Source organism: Vibrio sp. T9, from assembly GCF_003123985.1.
Lineage (GTDB): Bacteria > Pseudomonadota > Gammaproteobacteria > Enterobacterales > Vibrionaceae > Vibrio > Vibrio diabolicus.
Map to the genome: position 1 here is coordinate 215,945 of NZ_NIGY01000008.1, position 19,066 is coordinate 235,010.

17 protein-coding genes and 1 pseudogene are annotated in these 19,066 nt (G+C 42.5%); 12 read left to right on the forward strand and 6 right to left on the reverse strand.

All coding sequences use genetic code 11. From position 1 onward, the window contains the following. Positions 1 to 15 precede the first annotated feature (15 nt). A complete protein-coding gene (cqsA, locus tag CBX98_RS17675) occupies positions 16 to 1,197 on the reverse strand; it encodes an alpha-hydroxyketone-type quorum-sensing autoinducer synthase (RefSeq protein ID WP_109169900.1) in 1,182 nt (393 codons plus the stop codon). 339 nt (positions 1,198 to 1,536) lie between these two features. Then, positions 1,537 to 2,481 (reverse strand): ribosome biogenesis GTPase YlqF, encoded by a 945-nt coding sequence (gene ylqF / locus CBX98_RS17680; protein WP_005376521.1) that lies wholly within the window; start codon positions 2,479 to 2,481, stop codon positions 1,537 to 1,539. 678 nt (positions 2,482 to 3,159) lie between these two features. Here ylqF and CBX98_RS17685 point away from each other — a divergent pair. From CBX98_RS17685 to CBX98_RS17700, 4 genes and pseudogenes are all read left to right on the forward strand, one after another. Continuing rightward, complete coding sequence (locus CBX98_RS17685) at positions 3,160 to 4,314, forward strand: EAL domain-containing response regulator (RefSeq protein WP_109169901.1); 1,155 nt, start codon at positions 3,160 to 3,162, stop codon at positions 4,312 to 4,314. Between the two features lie 52 nt (positions 4,315 to 4,366). Beyond that, a pseudogene (locus tag CBX98_RS17690) lies at positions 4,367 to 4,468 on the forward strand (LuxR C-terminal-related transcriptional regulator); the annotation flags it as partial. A gap of 6 nt (positions 4,469 to 4,474) precedes the next feature. Then, positions 4,475 to 5,836 (forward strand): GGDEF domain-containing protein, encoded by a 1,362-nt coding sequence (locus tag CBX98_RS17695; protein WP_109169903.1) that lies wholly within the window; start codon positions 4,475 to 4,477, stop codon positions 5,834 to 5,836. A gap of 136 nt (positions 5,837 to 5,972) precedes the next feature. Then, positions 5,973 to 6,860, forward strand: coding sequence for a LysR family transcriptional regulator (locus tag CBX98_RS17700; protein WP_005395258.1), 888 nt, complete (start codon positions 5,973 to 5,975; stop codon positions 6,858 to 6,860). Here the strand turns inward: CBX98_RS17700 and CBX98_RS17705 are convergent. Next, a complete protein-coding gene (locus CBX98_RS17705) occupies positions 6,857 to 7,465 on the reverse strand; it encodes a response regulator transcription factor (protein WP_005395257.1) in 609 nt (202 codons plus the stop codon). The two genes, CBX98_RS17700 and CBX98_RS17705, sit on opposite strands and share 4 nt — an antisense overlap. Before the next feature lie 478 nt (positions 7,466 to 7,943). Here CBX98_RS17705 and CBX98_RS17710 point away from each other — a divergent pair, with 478 nt between their 5' ends. Next, a complete protein-coding gene (locus CBX98_RS17710; RefSeq protein WP_025998672.1) occupies positions 7,944 to 8,924 on the forward strand; it encodes a chemotaxis protein in 981 nt (326 codons plus the stop codon). Between the two features lie 48 nt (positions 8,925 to 8,972). Here CBX98_RS17710 and CBX98_RS17715 read toward each other — a convergent pair whose 3' ends face one another. Further along, complete coding sequence (locus CBX98_RS17715; protein ID WP_109169904.1) at positions 8,973 to 9,509, reverse strand: prepilin-type N-terminal cleavage/methylation domain-containing protein; 537 nt, start codon at positions 9,507 to 9,509, stop codon at positions 8,973 to 8,975. A 446-nt stretch (positions 9,510 to 9,955) separates the two neighbouring features. On the opposite strand from CBX98_RS17715, the gene CBX98_RS17720 reads away from it, so the two are divergent. The 4 genes from CBX98_RS17720 to CBX98_RS17735 all read left to right on the forward strand — a co-directional run bounded on the left by CBX98_RS17720 (position 9,956) and on the right by CBX98_RS17735 (position 12,806). Beyond that, positions 9,956 to 10,678, forward strand: coding sequence for a sulfite exporter TauE/SafE family protein (locus CBX98_RS17720; RefSeq protein ID WP_054867404.1), 723 nt, complete (start codon positions 9,956 to 9,958; stop codon positions 10,676 to 10,678). Between the two features lie 101 nt (positions 10,679 to 10,779). Continuing rightward, positions 10,780 to 11,685 (forward strand): EamA family transporter RarD, encoded by a 906-nt coding sequence (gene rarD / locus CBX98_RS17725; protein ID WP_109169905.1) that lies wholly within the window; start codon positions 10,780 to 10,782, stop codon positions 11,683 to 11,685. Positions 11,686 to 11,892: 207 nt separating this feature from the next. Beyond that, positions 11,893 to 12,279, forward strand: a complete 387-nt coding sequence (locus tag CBX98_RS17730) for an MAPEG family protein (protein WP_005395243.1) — start codon at positions 11,893 to 11,895, stop codon at positions 12,277 to 12,279. After that, positions 12,273 to 12,806 (forward strand): DNA mismatch repair protein, encoded by a 534-nt coding sequence (locus CBX98_RS17735; protein ID WP_109169906.1) that lies wholly within the window; start codon positions 12,273 to 12,275, stop codon positions 12,804 to 12,806. Before CBX98_RS17730 ends, CBX98_RS17735 begins: the two co-directional genes overlap by 7 nt. A 292-nt stretch (positions 12,807 to 13,098) precedes the next feature. Here CBX98_RS17735 and CBX98_RS17740 read toward each other — a convergent pair whose 3' ends face one another. Then, positions 13,099 to 14,463: an endonuclease/exonuclease/phosphatase family protein gene (locus tag CBX98_RS17740; RefSeq protein WP_109169907.1), complete on the reverse strand. Its 1,365-nt coding sequence runs from the start codon at positions 14,461 to 14,463 to the stop codon at positions 13,099 to 13,101. Positions 14,464 to 14,814: 351 nt separating this feature from the next. Here CBX98_RS17740 and CBX98_RS17750 point away from each other — a divergent pair, with 351 nt between their 5' ends. Further along, on the forward strand, positions 14,815 to 16,920 hold the full coding sequence (locus CBX98_RS17750) for a M4 family metallopeptidase (RefSeq protein ID WP_109169908.1): 2,106 nt from the start codon (positions 14,815 to 14,817) through the stop codon (positions 16,918 to 16,920). 150 nt (positions 16,921 to 17,070) lie between these two features. Continuing rightward, entirely contained in the window at positions 17,071 to 17,385 is a 315-nt protein-coding gene (locus tag CBX98_RS17755) for a multidrug efflux SMR transporter (protein ID WP_109169909.1), read from the forward strand. 82 nt (positions 17,386 to 17,467) lie between these two features. On the opposite strand, the gene CBX98_RS17760 is transcribed toward CBX98_RS17755, so the two are convergent. Further along, positions 17,468 to 18,373, reverse strand: coding sequence for a DMT family transporter (locus CBX98_RS17760; RefSeq protein WP_005395238.1), 906 nt, complete (start codon positions 18,371 to 18,373; stop codon positions 17,468 to 17,470). A gap of 184 nt (positions 18,374 to 18,557) precedes the next feature. Between CBX98_RS17760 and CBX98_RS17765 the strand changes: the two genes are divergently transcribed. Further along, positions 18,558 to 19,016 (forward strand): NUDIX domain-containing protein, encoded by a 459-nt coding sequence (locus CBX98_RS17765; RefSeq protein WP_048624976.1) that lies wholly within the window; start codon positions 18,558 to 18,560, stop codon positions 19,014 to 19,016. The last annotated feature ends 50 nt before the right edge of the window (positions 19,017 to 19,066 follow it).

Here is a 19,066-nt window from a genome sequence, read left to right on the forward strand (position 1 = left end):
TACCTACACTCTAGCTTATACAAACTCTAGATCGGGATGAACAAACGCTTCTTGGCAGGCGGAAAGAACGTGATCGACTTCGGCGGCAGTCATGTCCGCATTGACAGAAAAACGAATGATGTTCTTGTTTCTTCCTGTTGCAGGGCGACAGAAAACTGCGCCAAAGACATCTCTTTCTTCTAAAAAGTCGCGAACTCGCTCAGTGTTTCTTTCGTTGCCACATTCTAGCGCGATAATTTGCGACTCACTGCGAATAGTAAACCCAATACGTTTTAAACCAACGGCTAGAGACTTCGCTCTTTTAAACAAAATCTCCCGTTTGTCATCGGCTTTTTTTATGACGTCCAGTGTTTTTTCTAACCGAATGATCTCTTGCGGTAACACGGTAGAACTGAAAATGGCAGGATACGCGACAAATGGAAGCGTCTTCGCCAGCTTTTCTGCCCCTAAAATCGCGCCAGCACGATAAGCAAATGTCTTTGCAAGACTTACGGTTACAAAATCCACCATATGAGTCAACTCCAGCTCTTGCAGTAGCCCCGCACCTTGCGGACCGTGCGTACCTAACGAGTGCGATTCATCCACAACTAAGCCGCAGTCAAACTCTTGTGCTATTTCGTAGATATCACGTAGAGGAGCAATGGTTCCGATAGTGCTGTAAACCGAATCCACAACAATAATTCCCGAACCATGGCGTGAAATCTGTTTTCGCAAGTGGTTGGTGTTGTTATGCATGAACGGATGAATTTGTGCTCCTGCGATACGTGCACCTTCCCATAAAGACATATGCGCAAAGAAGTCGATATACACAGGTATGTTCGGTGCACAAATAGTTTGTAATAAACCGACATTCGCAGCCCATCCCGATTGAGAAAGCAGACAGCTAGGCATGCCGACAAAACTGGCTAGTTGAGTTTCAAATGCAGGTTTCGACTCATCATCTTGCAAGAAAATTGCGGACATCACGACGTTGTCATCGTGTTGAGAAATCGCATCACGATGCGCGTTTTGAATCTCCTTGTTATGAGACAGTGCCAGGTAATCATTGCTTTGCATAACAACGGCATTACATGGTGGACGTTTACCAAGAACAAGGTGTTTCTTGTTCTCGTTCGGTTCAATTAGATCTTGAATATGAAAATCTAGGCGTTCCTCAATAAAGGAAGGAAGTGGTTTGCTTTGTATAGTTTCACTCATAATAAATCTCTTCTTCATATGGAAAAACGCCAGCGCTGACACTTATTCATATTGCGGATTTTGGGGAGAGTGTCACTAACCAGGTTGCATAAGTTTGCAGACCCTTGCAAACTCGACATTTGAGGGTTGGATGGTGGCTGTAACTCTATAGGGGCCCGGGGTCTAAACTAGTTTGTGCTTAAAGTTTATACGGCGATTTTGCGGTGTTTTTTTCGTGCTTCATATCTGGATTTTGTATGAGGAATATAAAGTTTGAAAAGTGAAAAAATGGGCGCATTAGATAACAAAAAGGCGCGAAAATCGCGCCTTAAAATATAATTGGGAAAAGATAATATCAGTTTATCGCTTATTACGTAGATAGCGCTTGCGGCGCTCTTCTTTACGCTTCGCTTTTTCTTCTTCTTTACGAGCGGTTTCAATCTCGACTTCAATCAGCTCTTGAGTGATCATTTCTGGGCGCTCTAGTGTAATTTGGCCTAGTGTGCCTTGGCGAAGTTCGTGCAACAAAATCTCTGATACTTTGTGCAAGTCCACACGTCCACCTGCGCGTAGTGCGCCACGGCGACGACCAATCTCTTCCATGATCTCGATATCTGATTCAGGAAGCTCTTCGATTTGGTAACGTTCTTTAAGCTTGTCCGCATAGTGGGCTGCTAGGTACTCAATGGTGTAAAACGCAACCTCGTCGTATTCCATCGCAGTATCTTTTACAGCGCCAGTAGCAGCTAAACGGAAGCCACTGTGTGGGTTTTCCACTTTTGGCCACAGAATCCCTGGAGTATCGGATAAAACGATGCCATTTTGCAGGTTGATGCGCTGCTGACGACGTGTTACCGCGGGCTGGTTACCAGTCACCGCGATCGTTCGACCAGCTAGAGTATTGATGATTGTCGATTTCCCAACGTTTGGGATCCCCATGATCATGGTACGAATGTTTTTACCGATCTCTTCACGGTGTGGGGCAAGTTTACGGCAAAGCTCCATGATTCGATGCACTTCTTGCGGTTCTGACGTCGTGATCGCCATTGCTTTTACGTGTTGCTCTTGCTCCAAGTGCTCAATCCATAATTGAGTTAACTCAGGATCGGCCAAATCACGCTTATTCAAGACTTTAACGACCGGCTTGTCACCACGGATTTGAGAAATCAAAGGGTTTTCACTACTGAAAGGAATACGAGCATCCAGTACTTCGATGATCACATCCACTTGTGGGATTGCTTCTTCGATCTCTTTACGTGCTTTGTGCATGTGGCCAGGAAACCACTGGATTGAGTTATTAACCATTTGAATTTAATACCTTAATTTTCTTACTGCTCCAACGGGCGTACGAGTAGTAATTTGAGCTTCGAGCAGCATAGTTTTAGACAGAGTGTGTTAAAACCGTACTTACTTTTGTGGCTCTGTACCGCAAAGTTGAGCGTTTCTTTCGTGTTAATGAGCTAGTTTATCACGGAATGAAGGCGAAGCATTCAAGATGGAGACAAAAAGCCACGGTTTACAAACGAGCAAGCAAACATTTGTTGAGTATGCTCGCCAACGGACTTACAACAAGTATTCACTTTGGTGAGATATTAAGCGCAAATATTGTGTAGTCAAAGGTGGATTGTTTTGTCGGTTTTTTCTGACTTATTTCAAATTTTTATCTTTATATCAGCAATTTATATTTCATTTCGCTATTAGTCGAAATTTGACTTTTAGCCGACACAAATTAATCTGACTGCCCAGTCCGAGTAAGGCTTTATGCTCAGTACGATAAGTCGTATTACAGCGTTGTCCGTTGCCACATTTTTGCCAGTAGTTTCTTTTTTAACTCATTGATAGTGAAAGTTATTGAGAACAGACAAGCAGACTGAGTTTTACATTGAGGCTGAGTAATGCTGGTCGATTTTGATCAGCGAGTGGCAGGATTAATTTAACCAATCGAGCAGGAGATCGAAAATATAGACTATTGGATAGAGATAAATGAATACACAGCTTAATGTGATGGTGATTGATGGTCATCCTCTACAAACCAAGATACTTACCCAAATATTGGGTCATAGTGGCGCTTCAGTCAGTACATTCAATTGTGTGGACACTGCTAGTCAATGTGCACAAGAGCAATATTTTGATGTGATCTTTTGCGATCTCCAGATGCCGGGAAAAGGCGGTATCGACATCTTGGAAGTATTCGACCAAATTCAGTATCACGGGCAAGTCGTGCTAGTCAGTTTGTTGGAGCAGAGCATCATCTCGGCAGTACGAGAAATGTGCGAAGGGTTTAGTTTTGAGATATTAGGAGAACTGCCTAAGCCGTACGACGAAATGCAAGTGGTTAAACTCCTCAACCAAATAAAAGATGAAAGAACGCGAAAAACAGCGTTTGCTCAACCTATCGCACTGCAAGACCAAGAGTTTTTATTTGCTTTGGGTGAAGGGCGAGTGAAGAATTATTACCAACCTTTGGTAGACGCACACAGTGGTGAGCTTTTAGGTTATGAAGCGTTAGCGCGTTGGGTGCATCCTATTTATGGCGTGTTGTTACCAAACCACTTTCTTCCGATCGTAAAACGATGCCATTTGTCTTCTGAACTTTTTCAATCAGTGCTGATTAATACAATCTATGACATCAACAATAGGGGATTAACCCAAAAGGTCTCGATTAATGTCGACCACGAAAACTTGAACGACCCTGACTTCTCGCATCGTTTTATTCAACAATGCTCGGAAAGTGGTGTCGACCCGTCACAAATCACCATTGAGATTACAGAGCGGGAAGCTTTCCAAGCTAGCACATCTATCTACAAAAACCTCATCAAACTCAGAATGAAAGGTGTCACGGTATCAATTGATGATTTTGGTACGGGCTCATCTACATTTGAAAAGTTGGCAAAGTTACCTTTTAACGAGATCAAACTTGACCGCGCTTTTGTCTACGGAGCGAGTGAAGACCTGAAAAAGAAAAGCATTGTCATCGCCATTTGTGCTTTAGCGAAAAACCTCAATATTCGTATTGTCGCCGAAGGTGTCGAAGACGAAGTAACCTATAAAACCATGCGCGAATGTGGAATAGACATCTGCCAAGGCTTTTACATTGATAAGCCCATGCCGTTAGAGGTAATCACTATTTTGAAGTAAAGATATGAAAAAATTGAACTGTTTGATCTTTGATGATCAAATGCTTATCTGTATGGCTATCAGTGATAAAACCGTGAGTATCAAGAAACGTCGATTTCTAGACAAGTTTAATGTAAATAATGTTATTGAACTTGCAAAAGTAGTGGGAACATAAAGTGTTATGAATGTAAGAAGTTTTGTTTCTTCTTTTGCGGTTGCGATGTTGTTATTTATTGTATCGGTGGCCATGATTGGTGCTGTTCTCATCTCTTATGAGGAGAAGCAATTTAATACGTACGCTAACAATTTAGCAAAAACAAAGCAGAAGGTCATTCTGCTAGGCTTGTTGACCGAAGCTCAATTGGCGCAGTATGAAAACTTCAGCGTCGAACAAATAGAAGCACTGACTGACTTCAGTTTTCAAGATGCAATTTATGCTTTAAGGCCGTATAAAAAACTAGATTATGTGGAAACTGTTGCTCGTAAAGCCCTACACCAAGCAGAAGCTCATTTGTCCAATGTCTACGATAGAGAAGACGCCATATTGTACTTTCGTTCTTACACTAGTGACAAACTCATCTTAGAACGACCAATCCCAGCTCTAGAGGGATCTAAAGAGACGTTTGATATAGAATGGTGCAGAGTGAATTACGCTTGTATTCTTGCCGCGTGGAAAGAGCAGCTCTCCGACCGAGTTCTTATCTCTAAGCCCTTCAAAACCACGTATTCTGATGAGATGGCATTAAGTATCATGAGTCCCGTCTACTATAGAGGGAAGCTTGTCGGCGAATTTTCGGAACAACTGTATTTATCATCGCTTTATAATGAAGGCAAAGCCGTTGACGTAGAGGTTAGTAACGGAAATAAGCAGATAATTATTTACTTTCCGAGCTACCCCTTAGCTCATTTTGCTTACACTCAATCCTATGTTGCCGACAATAATAATCTTGTCATTTACCAATATCCGTTTAGTAAAATAGTGGTGGACTACAGCTTTATTCTTGTCATCTATTCTGTCGTAGCGTTCGCCTATTATCGAAAAGCCAATGAATCTAAACAGAGCAAAATTCAATTAGAAAATGCGCTGAGTGATGTAACGCAAGATGACTTAACCGGGTTATTAAATCGGCGAGTATTTAAAGAAGAGCGGTTTAAACATCGAATGGAGGTTGAACCATACTCTATCATTGCGATTGACGGAAATCGTATCAAGAAGATTAATGATCGTTACGGACACCATGTTGGCGATGAAGTCATTGTTATTATTGCAGACTCAATGAGAAAGGTTTTTCGGAACAGTGACTACTTAGTCAGGACTGGTGGTGATGAGTTTATTGTAATTTTGCCCGGATGCAGCATGAGCAAAGCTTCCATGTTAGCGAAAAAGCTCCGTGGCGTTGTTAAACACAATCGTTTAAATACATTAGATATAGAGATCAGCGTTAGTACTGGTGTTGCTGTGCGCGAAGAGGATGAAACGCTGCAAGAGGTGATCGTGAGAGCAGATGAAGAGTTATATGAAATGAAAAAACAGTGTGTTTGAGGACAACAATACATAACCATGACATAACTGTTTGATAAATTTGACCAAGCAGTACCCTTGGTCTTTTATATTAGTCGAGCAATGCATAATGCTCCTTTGATTGCTGATTAGCATAAGACCCAACTGGTACTGTATCGTGAACAAAGACCTTGATCTAAACCTATTAAAAATACTGGTTCTGTTAGAAAAGCATCGTCAGCTTAAACCCGTAGCGAAAGCCCTGGGTAAGAGTGAGGCGTCGGTCAGTAAATATCTTGCTCGCTTACGCATCCAACTTGGTGATGAACTATTCATTCGTCACCCACATCATTTAGAACCCACCAACTTTCTGATGCGTCAGCTACCCAAAATTGCAGATGCATTAGATAACTTAGAAACATGCCTAGTTCGATCAGAATTCAAACCAGAAAAATACAGTAAGGATATAACGGTCTGTTTACCCCAAACGGCTCAGTACTCATTTGGACACTTGTTGGCGATGGATTTAATGACGCTGTTTCCTAAAGCTCATATTACTGTCGCAACCATCACGGAATATACGGTGGACGAAATCCTTTTAGGCAAAGTGGATGCCCAGCTTCATTACTTCAATGATGAATTGCCAAAATCTATCCATCAGAAATTTATTGGCTACGCGCCTGCTGTGGTTGTTGTTCCGGAAGAGCTTGGGATCACCACTCTTGAAGAGGCTGCCAAACTACCATTTATTATGCTTGAAATTATCGGTTGGAAAGAGAAAGAGCAGCTTGCAAAACGAGCAATGGAGAATCACGGTATGGTGATCAATCGAATTGCAGCGCTAGATAACGTGAGCAGTGTGCTAAAGCTGCTCAAACAAAAAAAGGCGGCGACGGTTTTTCTGGAGTATCAGGCGCCAATCGAAGGATACCGTTTTATTCGTATTCCTGAATCTTATTACCCCAACGGCTGGCCAAAGGTTGTACTTCAGATGAAGCAAAGCCATCGTCACGACGCAATGCATCAGATATTAACCGATGCCATTGCAAAATATATGAAGAACTAACGATCGCATTGAATGTTTTCAGCGCTTGGGATCGTATGCAGTAATTCAATCAATGAATCTGCATGGTATTTTTTCAAAATACGAGTTTTGTAAGTGCTGATGGTTTTAGCGCTGAGCGATAGTTGTTCTGAAATACGTTTATTTGAATAGCCCTGAGCTAAGTAGTGGAACACCATGGCTTCGCGATTGGATAGCGTGACATCACCAGTAGAAGGAGCGTGAGTAGACTTAAACATAGAGTACCCACGTGAGACACTCACAATCGCGTCAGCAATAGCTTCTTTTGTCTCGTTTTTATTCAAGAAACCATGAGCTCCCATCTCGTAAGCCGCTTTAGAAAGGCTGGAATAGTCGCGTGAAGAAATGAAAAGTAATTTACCTTGATAGCCCGTTGCTAAAATATTCTTCGCCAAACGCATACCATCTCGATCACCAAGGACAACGTCTAGAATAATAAAATCAATTTTTGTATTTCGAACTAAGTCCATTACTTCTGCGCTGTCTTTCGACTGAATGACTTCGGCTGTGTTGATTACGCTCTCAACAAGAGAAGTCAGTGCTTCGCTGTAAAGTGGTTGGTCATCAATGATAAGAACATTATTCAAATGGAGCCTCACTACTATCCGAACTGTCATACCGCCCAACGCAATATGATTGTATTAAGAGGGATTGTAGGAAAAACCTTTCTGATGGAAAGGAAAATGACATTTTCTATAATTGAAATTCACTGAGCACAATTGAATAAGATACTGTCGAATACGCCAATACACGAGGGATTTCATATGTGTGGGTATAGTGATAGGCCAACGAAAAACATCAATATTAACCCTAAACTTTTCATCGAAATGGCCGCTAAAAGTGGGAAGGTAAGGTCGCACTAAGTTAACTCATGTTATCCTGTTCAAAAATGAGACATTTTTTCACAGTTTGATATGGAAATGTGCGTTGGCCGTCCTTTTGGTGGTTTACAAATTTTGTTGTAACAACTAAAAAGGATGCTTGGATTTTTAGCCTGAGAATGGCTTCTCATGGCGTTTGCATCAAACTTTTTCTGATGCGTATTTTGGTTGGATAATTGGCTTTATGAGTAACGTAACTAGCACCATTTTGACAGAAAGTGGTACCAATGAGCTTGAAATCATCGAGTTTCATTTAGAAAAAACATTGCCGGATGGCAGCACAAAAACTTGTTATTACGGCATCAACGTTGCGAAAGTACGAGAAGTGATTCGCGTACCAGAGACAACCGATTATCCAAACGCACAACCTCACATGATCGGGGTGTTTTCGTCCAGAGATGTATTGACGCCTTTAGTTGATTTAGCTGGTTGGTTAGGTGTACCAACACGCCAGGACCTAGAGCGTAAGTTTGTTATCGTTACTGATTTCAACAAAATGACCAATGGCTTTCTGATTGATAGTATTTCACGTATTCATCGTATCTCTTGGAATGATGTGGAATCACCAAGTCAGTTTTTGGAAGCGGGCGAACAAGATTGTGTAGTGGCAGTTGTCCGCAAAGAAGGCAACCTGATCATGATTCTCGACTTTGAAAAAATCATCGCGGATATTAACCCAGAGCTGAGTATGGAAAAATACGATGTGAAAGGGGATAAGTCGGTAGATCTAAACCAGAGAATGGTGGGTAAGCGTAATGCTAAAACGATCATGGTGGTGGATGACTCAGCATTTATTCGCTCTTTGATTCAAGATACATTAGCTTCTTCAGGTTACAATGTGATCACTTGTAAAGACGGTGGTGAGGCTCATGAGAAATTAATGAGCTTAATCGAGGTCGCGAAAGAAGAAAACTTGCCAGTTAAAGAGCTGTTAGATGCGGTGGTTACGGACGTAGAAATGCCTCGAATGGATGGTATGCACTTAGTGAAGAGACTACGCGATACTGAAGCGTTTCATGAAATGCCGATCATTATGTTCTCATCATTGATGAGTGAGGATAACCGAGCGAAAGCACTGTCTCTTGGCGCAAATGATACGATTACCAAGCCAGAGATTGGCCGTATGGTGAATATGATGGATAAATACGTGTTTAACTTTGCGTAAACAAACCCGGTAAGATTAAAAATAAGGCTGCCGATGGGCAGCCTTATTTTATTGTGAGCATGGAAGAATTTCCAAGGTGTAATTTTCGTTTGGACCCTGCGGTGGTCCATATAAAATCCCACATTGAGTTAAACTGCTATTTTTATCATCTCTTGCTGAAATAACTACTTTAATGTTATTAGTTTGAACAATTTTCCAGTCACTATCTCCATACTGATTCTCAAGTTCTGAGACTAATATAGCTAAGCTTGTTTCATCTGCATCTGGGTAACCGTACCTAAATGTACAGCTAAGAGAGCCATTCAACTCACAGCCTGAGAAAGGCAAATTTTCAGGGCCTTTACCTGAACCTGCGTCTGTGTGTTTGTTTGATATATATGGATAGTGTTCCAACCCTGCAATCGCCATTTTCCCATAACCGACACCGAGCGCTGATGCAATCGCGCCCTTCATGCCTTCTAAACGCGCTTCACGCGCATCACTTTGAAGGTTTAAAAAGCGTGGTGCGGCAGTGACAGCAAGAATGCCGAGCACGACAATAACTACGACTAACTCTATTAGAGTAAATCCGGTTTGTTTTCTCATATTATTTTCACAGCAAGTTAAAGGTAGAAAAAGTAACACTGACCGTACACTTGTTGTTGTGTAAATAAGTACGGTAATGACAAAATAATCAATAGTATAAAGCGATGAGTCATAAAGTGCTATACCGACGTAGTGAGAATCGGTTACGCCTATATAGAGCGGGAGGAGGATTCAAAGATCTAATGCGGCCGTTTTTGAGCAGTCATTAATTCCGTGGAAGAAATGCTGCATGAACAGTCGAGCATGAATTCGCCTAGATATAAGCATACGTGTACATCGGCTGAATGAAAGACGAAAAGAAGTGACGGCAAACCGCACAAATGGATTGTCTTTTTGTTCACTTTGATGAATGCTACGCGAGATTCATATCACAACACACTCGACGCATTCATCGTGCGAATGTGCTTTGGTTTCGTGTTTGGCTTTCAAATATAAGAATAATCTAAATGGAATTCGATTCGATAAACTTGCTTGCGATAGGGCTAATATTTCTTGGCTCTTATGTACAAACCGCAATAGGCTTTGGCTTGGCAATTGTTGCCGCACCTTTACTGATTCTTTGGGCGCCGGAGTATGTGCCTGCACCAATCTGTTTAGTCGCGTTATTTATTTCGTTGATGAATGCGATGAAGCACCGCAGTAGTGTTGAAATCGGCGGTTTAAAAATGGCATTGATTGGGCGTGTGCCCGGATCGGTCGCTGGCGGCTTGCTACTGTTTTTTGTCTCGACTCAAGCCCTTACACTTTGGATTGGTTTTTTGGTGTTATTCGCGGTTGTGGTGAGTGTTTTACCGTTTCGGGTTGAACCCACACCATCGCGTATGACATTAGCAGGATTCTTTTCTGGATTGTTTGGTACCAGTTCGGCGATTGGAGGCCCACCGATGGCGTTGTTGTTGCAACATCAAGAAGCGAATCAGTTACGTGGTAACCTGTCGGCATTTTTTGTTTTCAGTTCCATCATTTCGCTCGTTGTTCAAATTCCCGCTGGTTTCTTCACATTACACCATTTGGTGATTACTATTCCGCTATTACCTGCGGCAGCACTTGGGTATTGGCTCGCGATGAAAACCACCCAATCGTTACCAAAAGAAAAAATTCGGTTTGGAGCACTTATGTTGTGTTTTGTGAGTGGGTTTACAGCAGTAGTACAAGCGTTGAACCAATAATGCCCTCAGCATCTTAAACTCACAGGGATATCGCGTTCCTTTTATTATGCATAGCGCGATTTGTTTGCGCTGACTTATTCGTTTAGATGAGCGATAGTTTTATGAATAACACTCGTTATGGCACTTTTATGGCAGCATTCTCCTTTGTAATTTGGGGGCTGCTACCCATTTATTATCGTTATTTACCGAATGCTTCAATGGATGAGTTGCTGGCATGGCGAATCATCGGCTCAGTTCCGGTCGGTTTTTTAATTGTGCTTGGTATAACCCGTCGAGGACCGAATTGGAAAGAAATCTGGTGTGACAAAAAATCTTTGTGGTACACGTTTGTCGCGAGCAGTTTGATGTGTATTTCATGGAGTGCGTTCACTTGGGCTTTGACTCACCATCGAGTCATTGATGCAAGCTTAGGCTTTTTTATTGGACCGTTAGTGTCAGTGGCGCTAGGCGTGTTTATTCTTGGAGATAAGCTTTCAAAAGGTAAACTCATCGCAATTGTGCTAGCAACAATTGGTGTGATGTATCAAGTGATTCATTATGGCCAGTTGCCTGTTATCGCACTAACGATGGGGTTGTTCTTTGCTTTGTATGGCTTGTACAAGAAGAAGATAGCATACGACTGGAGCACCACCTTGTTTGTTGAGGCCCTGCTATTGACTCCAGTTGCCGTGGCGTATTTGTTTTACAAACAATGGACAGTGGGTGAGTTGGCTTCAGGCGTAGATATCACAACATTGCTTTTGTACTTTGGCAGCGCACCGATCACGCTTTTACCACTGATTTTTTATTCTATCGCGATACGTATAACAAACTTATCGACAGTTGGTTTAATGCAATATATTGAACCAAGCTTGCAATTTGTTTTGGCTGTGATGTTTTTCGGTGAACTGTTTGATGAAGTTAAAGCAGTGACTTTTGCCTTTATTTGGGTGGGGCTGTTATTTACAATCTTTGAAAGTATTGTCAAAGGGCATAAGCGTAAAAAGTTGGCCAATCATCCTTTATAGTGCACCATTCTTGAATATTCACGATTTCACTCTCACGCCCTCTATTCGAGGGCGTTTTTAGTTCCATAAGGTATTCTCTTACTCGTTTTCTTATATTCGAGTCAAAGCATAATTTGAGGTTAACTGACGCATTATCATTAGGATACCGCTATATTTATAGCCAAGTAACACGCTATATAATGAAAACCGGATTAAAAAGGACGACATATGATCACAGCTCTATACGCTAGCATTCTTGCAATACTGATTATTTGGTTGGCCGTTCAAGTGATTAAGCAGCGTCGCTTAAATCAGGTTGCTTATGCTGACGGAGGAGTAGAGGCTCTCCAAATCGCTCGTAGTGCACAGAGTAACGCGACAGAATATATCCCCATTACTCTGATTCTAATGGCACTATTAGAATCCAATAGTGCTTACCCAACCTGGATACATCTCACAGGCATTATTTTCGTGATCGGTCGAATTATCCATGCTCGAGGTATATTGAAAGAGGACTTAAAAAGGCGTGTTAGGGGCATGCAGGTGACATTCCTAGTGATACTTTCGCTGGTTGTGTTGAATATGATTTATCTTCCGTACGATAAGTTATGGTAAGTCTTCGTAGCTATATCCCGCCGCCATGGGTACTCGTTCTGATTGGGTTAGTACTGAATATTGGCGCGATCGTTCTTACTAGCTTGGTCCTTGATAGTCTTGGCAAACAGTATTCGCAACTCGCAGAGCAAAAGGCGGAAAACTTGTATTCCATCCAACTCGCGTGGAATAGCGTTGAAACTCTAGAAAGAAAAAGAGAGGCGTTGCTGCTTCACTTGCACATAGGTCAGAGCGCAGCGATACCTTCGGAGATAGAACAGATATTGGAAGGGCACTTATCCTCTTGGACTCATCACGAATCGGATGAAATACAAATAGATAAACTCCCTCAGCTAATGTCAAAGATAAACCAAGCACAAGCTTCGTATAGAGATCGCATTGATGACTATTACATTGAGAATGTAGAGCTCAATGAGCTAATGGTAAAGCAAGATGAAAAGATCGCTTGGTACAAGAATATCGGGCTCTTCTTGCAAGTATTCGGACTCGCATTAATCCTCGCACGTGATTTGGCTAGGAAGCCATAGAACAAAAGTTAATGGTAGGGTTTATTGCGAAATGCCAACAATAATTTGCAAATTGCAATTCATTGCGTGAGCAAACAGTGGCTATTGGTGAAGTTTTAATGAAAGTGATTAAATAACAACCTGTTTTTGTGCGCTACAAAGTTGGCACGCCTCATGCTTTAGTATGAGTGACCCTTTCTAAGCCGAGGGTCACCTAGCCAACTGACGTTGTTAGTGAACCACTTTGTTCACAAATATATACAGCCAATCACGAATCCTTGTGGTTGGCTTTTTTTTATTTAAATGACTCAGTTTAGAACTGTGCTTTAATCCAGATCATGCGATGGTCGGAAGACACATCTTTGCCATCACCATACTTACCAATACGCGCATCGTTAAATAGCTTACGACCTTCTTCATAAGAAGCTGACCAGTATACGCCAGAGTCCACCACATTTAGGTTTGCAGAAGGCAAGGCATAATCTACACCCAAGCCAAACGTCGAAGTGATGCGATTTGGATATGGGTGAGTGGAGCTGCGGTCAACAGCGTGTTCGGCTGCCCCAAAGCTTGTCGGATAAAGCTCGCCATTCATCACGGTTTGGTTAACCAATGGATCATTATGCAGTTCTTGCATTACAGAGCTAATACCGTCACCGGCCACGGGATCAAGGTTTTGATCGCCCATCATTACGAATTTAGCCCCGCTCGATAAGCCGCCTTTCTTACCTGCATCGTCGTAGAAATACTCTTTACCTTGAATGTAGTGATGCCAGAACTCTACTTCGGCTGCGTTTTGCGCTTTGTTTTTACCTGGATCGAATACTGGTGGAGTAGGGTGCGACATCAGTAGATGCACAACTTCCTCGCCATTGCGAGTCGGAATGATAATTGGTGCATCTACGTGGTTTTTAGAAGATAGGCGTACTTGATCCCATTCTTCTGCAGAGTACCACTCATCACCACACTTCATGCCATCTGGAATCTTTTGTGAGCCGTCACAGATAGTAATGGTTGGAATCTTCGCACCTTCCATATCTTTCCATTTAAACGCTTGGAACGTACGCGTATTTGCCGTATCAATCTTGTATTTAGACATTAGGGCAAAGGCATATTGACCGTGGTACATGCCAAAGCCCCATGCATCGCCCGGCATTTGACCTGCTGTTCCATTGTTGTCGAGGTCAAACTCGCTTAGCAAACCTGTGTTGGTAGAGTAAGACTCCGCGTAAGGATATTCGATAGGTTCAAGGTTCGCTTCACCGCCTGCACCATTGATGCTTTGCGCGACAGACAGGTAGTTCTTCTGGAAGCCTTCAAGGGCTGCTTTGTTTTCGCCTGTTCCGTCGTTGTTGTATTCCGCCATCATTAGAACGTCAGGGCGATTCTTCTGAATAATCGCAGCAACGTTTCGAATTTGAATGACTTTTTCCGCAGTGGTTTTGTCTTCAGCGGCGATAGAACCGTCTAAATAGGCAGTAACCAATACAGTTTGCTGCGCTGGTTCAATTTGCATTTCACTCACTAAAGCTTCAAAAGTTGCACGGTCAAAAGAGAGGTTGTAAGTCGCTATTTTTACTTCTTTAGGCTGAACATTGACGTATTCAGTGTCGTCATTACATCCAGATAATAGAGCGGCGCCAACAAGGAGAGCGATAGAGGTTTTGATTGTTTTCATGGGTACGTCATACCTTATAATTGATTCGGCTGAATATTAAAGTCATCAGTAATTGTTTTAAGCGATATCAATCACACAAACGTTTTCATATTTACATGTTCAATTAGTTTTTGTGTGATTTGTGCAATAAACGCAACACTTTCAACACCAAAAGGTTATATGCAAATTGTTAAAAAACGGTGTCGTTTTTAATAGATGAAATGGCACTAAAACATAAGCTGTATGATTGTGTGTGCTAAAATCAATGAGCGGGATAATTACGATAAGTTTGACTTCACTTTTGGGTGAGAAACAAACAAATAGAACTGGTCAGTTTGGCTTTGCTATTGATGCAAAATAGGGGGCTAACCGATGGGTTCAGTATCAAACTACCAGAGCAGGTTATTTGTCACGGCAATGCTTGCTTCACCACTTCTTTTTTCAACATCTTTATCCGCCGCTCAGTCCGAACGGCTAGAGCAAAACCATGGTCTTGTTGTTGCTTTAGAAAAACGCAACCTTGCAGCCACACAAAATATAGATCGTGTGTTAGGTTTACAAAATGGAAATCGTGTACAAAAGCTGAAAACCAACAAAGGTAAAAACGGCGGTACGCATAGTCGTTATCAGCAGATGTTTAAAGGCGTCCCGATTTGGGGCAAGCAAATTGTCGTACATCGTGATAAACAGGGCCAAATCAAGCATATCAACGGTACTCTCGTAAAGGATATTGCCCGAGATATCAATGACATGGTGCCTAGATTGTCGCTTTCTCAAGTAATGTCTTCAACGCAAAAGCCGTACCGTGAAAACGGATACCAAATAGATAATCAGCGCCAAGGTTTGCGTATTTATGTCGATAAAAGTGACGTGGCGCACTTAGCTTATATTGTCCAGTTTTTTGCTGATAATGAGCATGGTGGTAAGCCTACGCGTCCCACCTTTCTTGTTGATGCTAAAACAGGAAACATTTTGCTGCAATATGAAGGGTTAGCGCACGTAGAAGCGAATGGTCCGGGAGGAAACCAAAAAATTGGTCGTTATCATTATGGTGTGGACTTTGAGTCTCTATTAGTCCAGCAATCCGGTGATACGTGTTTGATGGACATTCCTGGCGTGGTCAAAACCATCAACTTGAATGGTAGGACGTCTGGCAATACACATACGTTCGTTTGTCCAACCAATAGTGTTAAAGAAATTAATGGAGCGTACAGCCCGTTAAACGATGCGCATTACTTTGGCAAAGTGGTATACGACATGTACAAAGATTGGCTGAATACCGCTCCCTTAACGTTTCAGCTTCAAATGCGAGTGCATTACCGCAAACGCTATGAAAACGCCTTTTGGAATGGCTCGAGTATGACTTTTGGCGACGGTGCGAGTTATTTCTATCCTTTAGTGAGTTTAGATGTCTCAGCGCACGAGGTTAGCCATGGATTTACAGAACAAAACTCTGATCTGATTTATTCAGAGCAATCTGGCGGAATCAATGAGGCTTTCTCAGATATGGCAGGTGAGGCGGCTGAATTCTATTCACGTGGTTCTAACGATTGGAAAGTTGGGTACGATATTAGAAAGGCTGCCAATGCGGCGCTGCGCTACATGGATAATCCGCCCCTTGATGGTCGTTCAATTGATCACGCGTCTCAGTATGTGAGTGGCATGGATGTGCATTATTCAAGTGGTGTATTTAACAAAGCGTTTTATCTATTGGCGGTTGAGTACAATTGGGGAACGCGACAGGCGTTCGAGGTTTTTGCGTACGCTAACCAGAACTACTGGACGCCAAGCGAAACGTTTGACTCTGCAGCTGCGGGTGTATTGGCGGCCGCCCAAAGCTTAAACGTGGCGGCGAATGATGTAGCCGACGCTTTTTCTCAGGTCGGTGTTTCAGTTGATGGCGGAGTCGTCGAGCCACCATCTAGCACGTGTGAGGCTATCGCCCTAAACAATGGTGTTTCCAGCAACATAGACTCTTCATCTACTGGTGAGTGGCATTGTTTTACGATTGATGTGCCTACCAACAGTTCAGATTTTACTGTTACCACATCGGGAGCAAACGGCGATGCGGATCTTTACGTTAAGCTGGGAAGTGAACCAAGTTTAACCAGCTACGATTGTCGCTCATACAGTAGCAACAGTAATGAATCATGTAGTATTACTTCTCCGAATGAAGGAACGTGGCACATTGGCGTGTACGCTTACAGCAGTTACAGTAACTTGAACGTGGAAGCAAGTTATGTAGGACAAGAAGCGCCACCACCATCTGATGAAGTTACTACACAATCAATCAACAATGGTAAAACATGGACGGCGATTATTACTGGTTCTGGCTTGATGAATGGCGTGTGGAATGTTATTTCAAATACGCCGTGTGATAACGATAACGAGTGCAGTTTATCCGGTATCGGAAAGAAAACCAGTGAGGTTAGCTTTACGTTGACGGATGGTACCGTATTCATCATCGCTAAGCCCTAGCGATTTTTATGTAAAGAGGCCCTGAAATATCAGGGCCTTATTTTTTTACGTTCAATTTTCTGTATATAATAGCAAGTCACAAAGAAGTGAGGACGACCTCACCGCTCTATCTTTTCTCGGGGACGACCCTATCTCGTTGGGAAATATGACATGGCTTGGGGAATTCTCTTCATTGCTGGCTTATGCGAAGTGGCATGGGCTGTCGGACTAAAATACTCACAAGGTTTTACCAAATTGGCGGCATCTGTCTTTACCGTTACGTTTATGGTGTTGAGCTTTTGGTTACTTGGAATTGCATTAAGGACGCTACCACTCGGTATCGCTTACGGCGTTTGGGTAGGTATAGGTGCGATTGGAACGGCAATCGTCAGTATCTACATATTTAACGAGCCCGCGACGCTGATAAAATTGCTGAGTTTACTGCTTATTGTTGCCGGTATCGCTGGATTAAAATTATCCGCTTAACGTCAGGTTAAACATAAAAAGAAAGCCAGAGTCGACTCTGGCTTTTTACGTTTTAGTGTTATCTCGCTTTGGGGCTGAAGGGTTAAGCGCTGCGCTTAACGAATGGCAATCGCAAATGGTGGCCAAATACGTTAATGAGTGCGCCCGCTACAATTAGTGCACCACCGATGTACGTCCAGATGAGCGGGATTTCGCCGAAGAAAATGATGCCTAACAACACAGAAAATACGATCTGAATATACGAGTAAGCAGACGCTTTGCCCGCTTGCTGAGTTTGCATTGCTTTGGTTAATCCCAATTGCCCAACTTGGGTGAATACACCAACCAAAACCAACATGAAAGTCAGATACAGGTCGGGCATAACAAAATCATCGCCAATCAGTAAGAGTGAAGCGGGCAGAGCAACCAGAGGGAAATAGAAAATGATCACTGAACTATCTTCAGTTTGGCTAAGTTTTCTAACAATGACATAAGCAATTGAGCTACCAAATGCGCCCAAGATTGCAATCATTACGCTAAACATAGGTAAAGTGCGCTCTGCTTCTTGTCCTGTTTCTGGACTTACCATTATATAGATGCCGAGTAAGCACAAGGCAATACAAAGGAACGTCGATGGTTGAATGCGTTCCTTCAAGAAAAAGACGGCTAGGAGCGCAGTAAATACTGGGTGAATGTATTGGAATATGGTCGCTTCTGCCAAAGGTAAGGTAGTCACCGAATAATATACGCACATCAATGCCATGGTGCCCACTGCGCCACGCGCAAACAGTAATGGCTTATTATTGCCCCATACAGAAATTCGTTTTCGCTTAACATCTAAATAGCTGATAACAAGTGAGACGAGTGCCCTCGCTGCAACAATCTCAAATACAGGGATACCATGAAGACTGACATGCTTTACTGTGGCAGACATTAGCGCGAAACCGAATGCGGAGAGCACCATAAAGCGCACACCAATGGGAACCAGAGTGTTGAATGAATTAGACATTTTACTGCTCATTTGTTGCGACAGATCGCACTTTAGCATACTCAGCTCACAAAATGATCCGTGATATTCAAACACATCTGCCGAGAGTGAGAATAAGCAGTAGACTATGGGTTCTCAAGCAACCCTATCTTTCATTCGCGCATGGAGCGCATCTAGGAAATATCTAGATATTTAAGGAGCATACATGATCCCAGTACAAGCAACGCATACTTCTGGCGTTGTCATTTCTAAAATTGATGGCGTCGATAAAATGCTGTTGCTCAAACGTGTTAAAGGTGGTTATTGGTGCCATGTTGCTGGTGGTGTAGAGGCCGGTGAAACCGGATGGCAAACTATTCTCAGAGAACTGAAAGAGGAGACGCAAATTGACGATGTTGAGTTACATACTGCAGACTTTCTAGAACAGTTCTACGAAGCAAAAAATAACCGCATCATGGTTATTCCATGCTTCGTATTACTTTGTCCACCTAACCAATCGGTTGTACTTAACGAAGAACACACAGAGTATTGTTGGTGTACGCTTGAAGAAGCAAAGCGACTAGCCCCGTTTGCAAATCAGCACCACCTTTACGAACATGTGTGGAGGCATTACGTGGATGTGGAATCGTTGACGCCATTTACGTTGATTGAACAAACAGACTAGACGAGATAACCATCCTTTTAAGCACGTTTGAAATAACGAATATGGAAGTT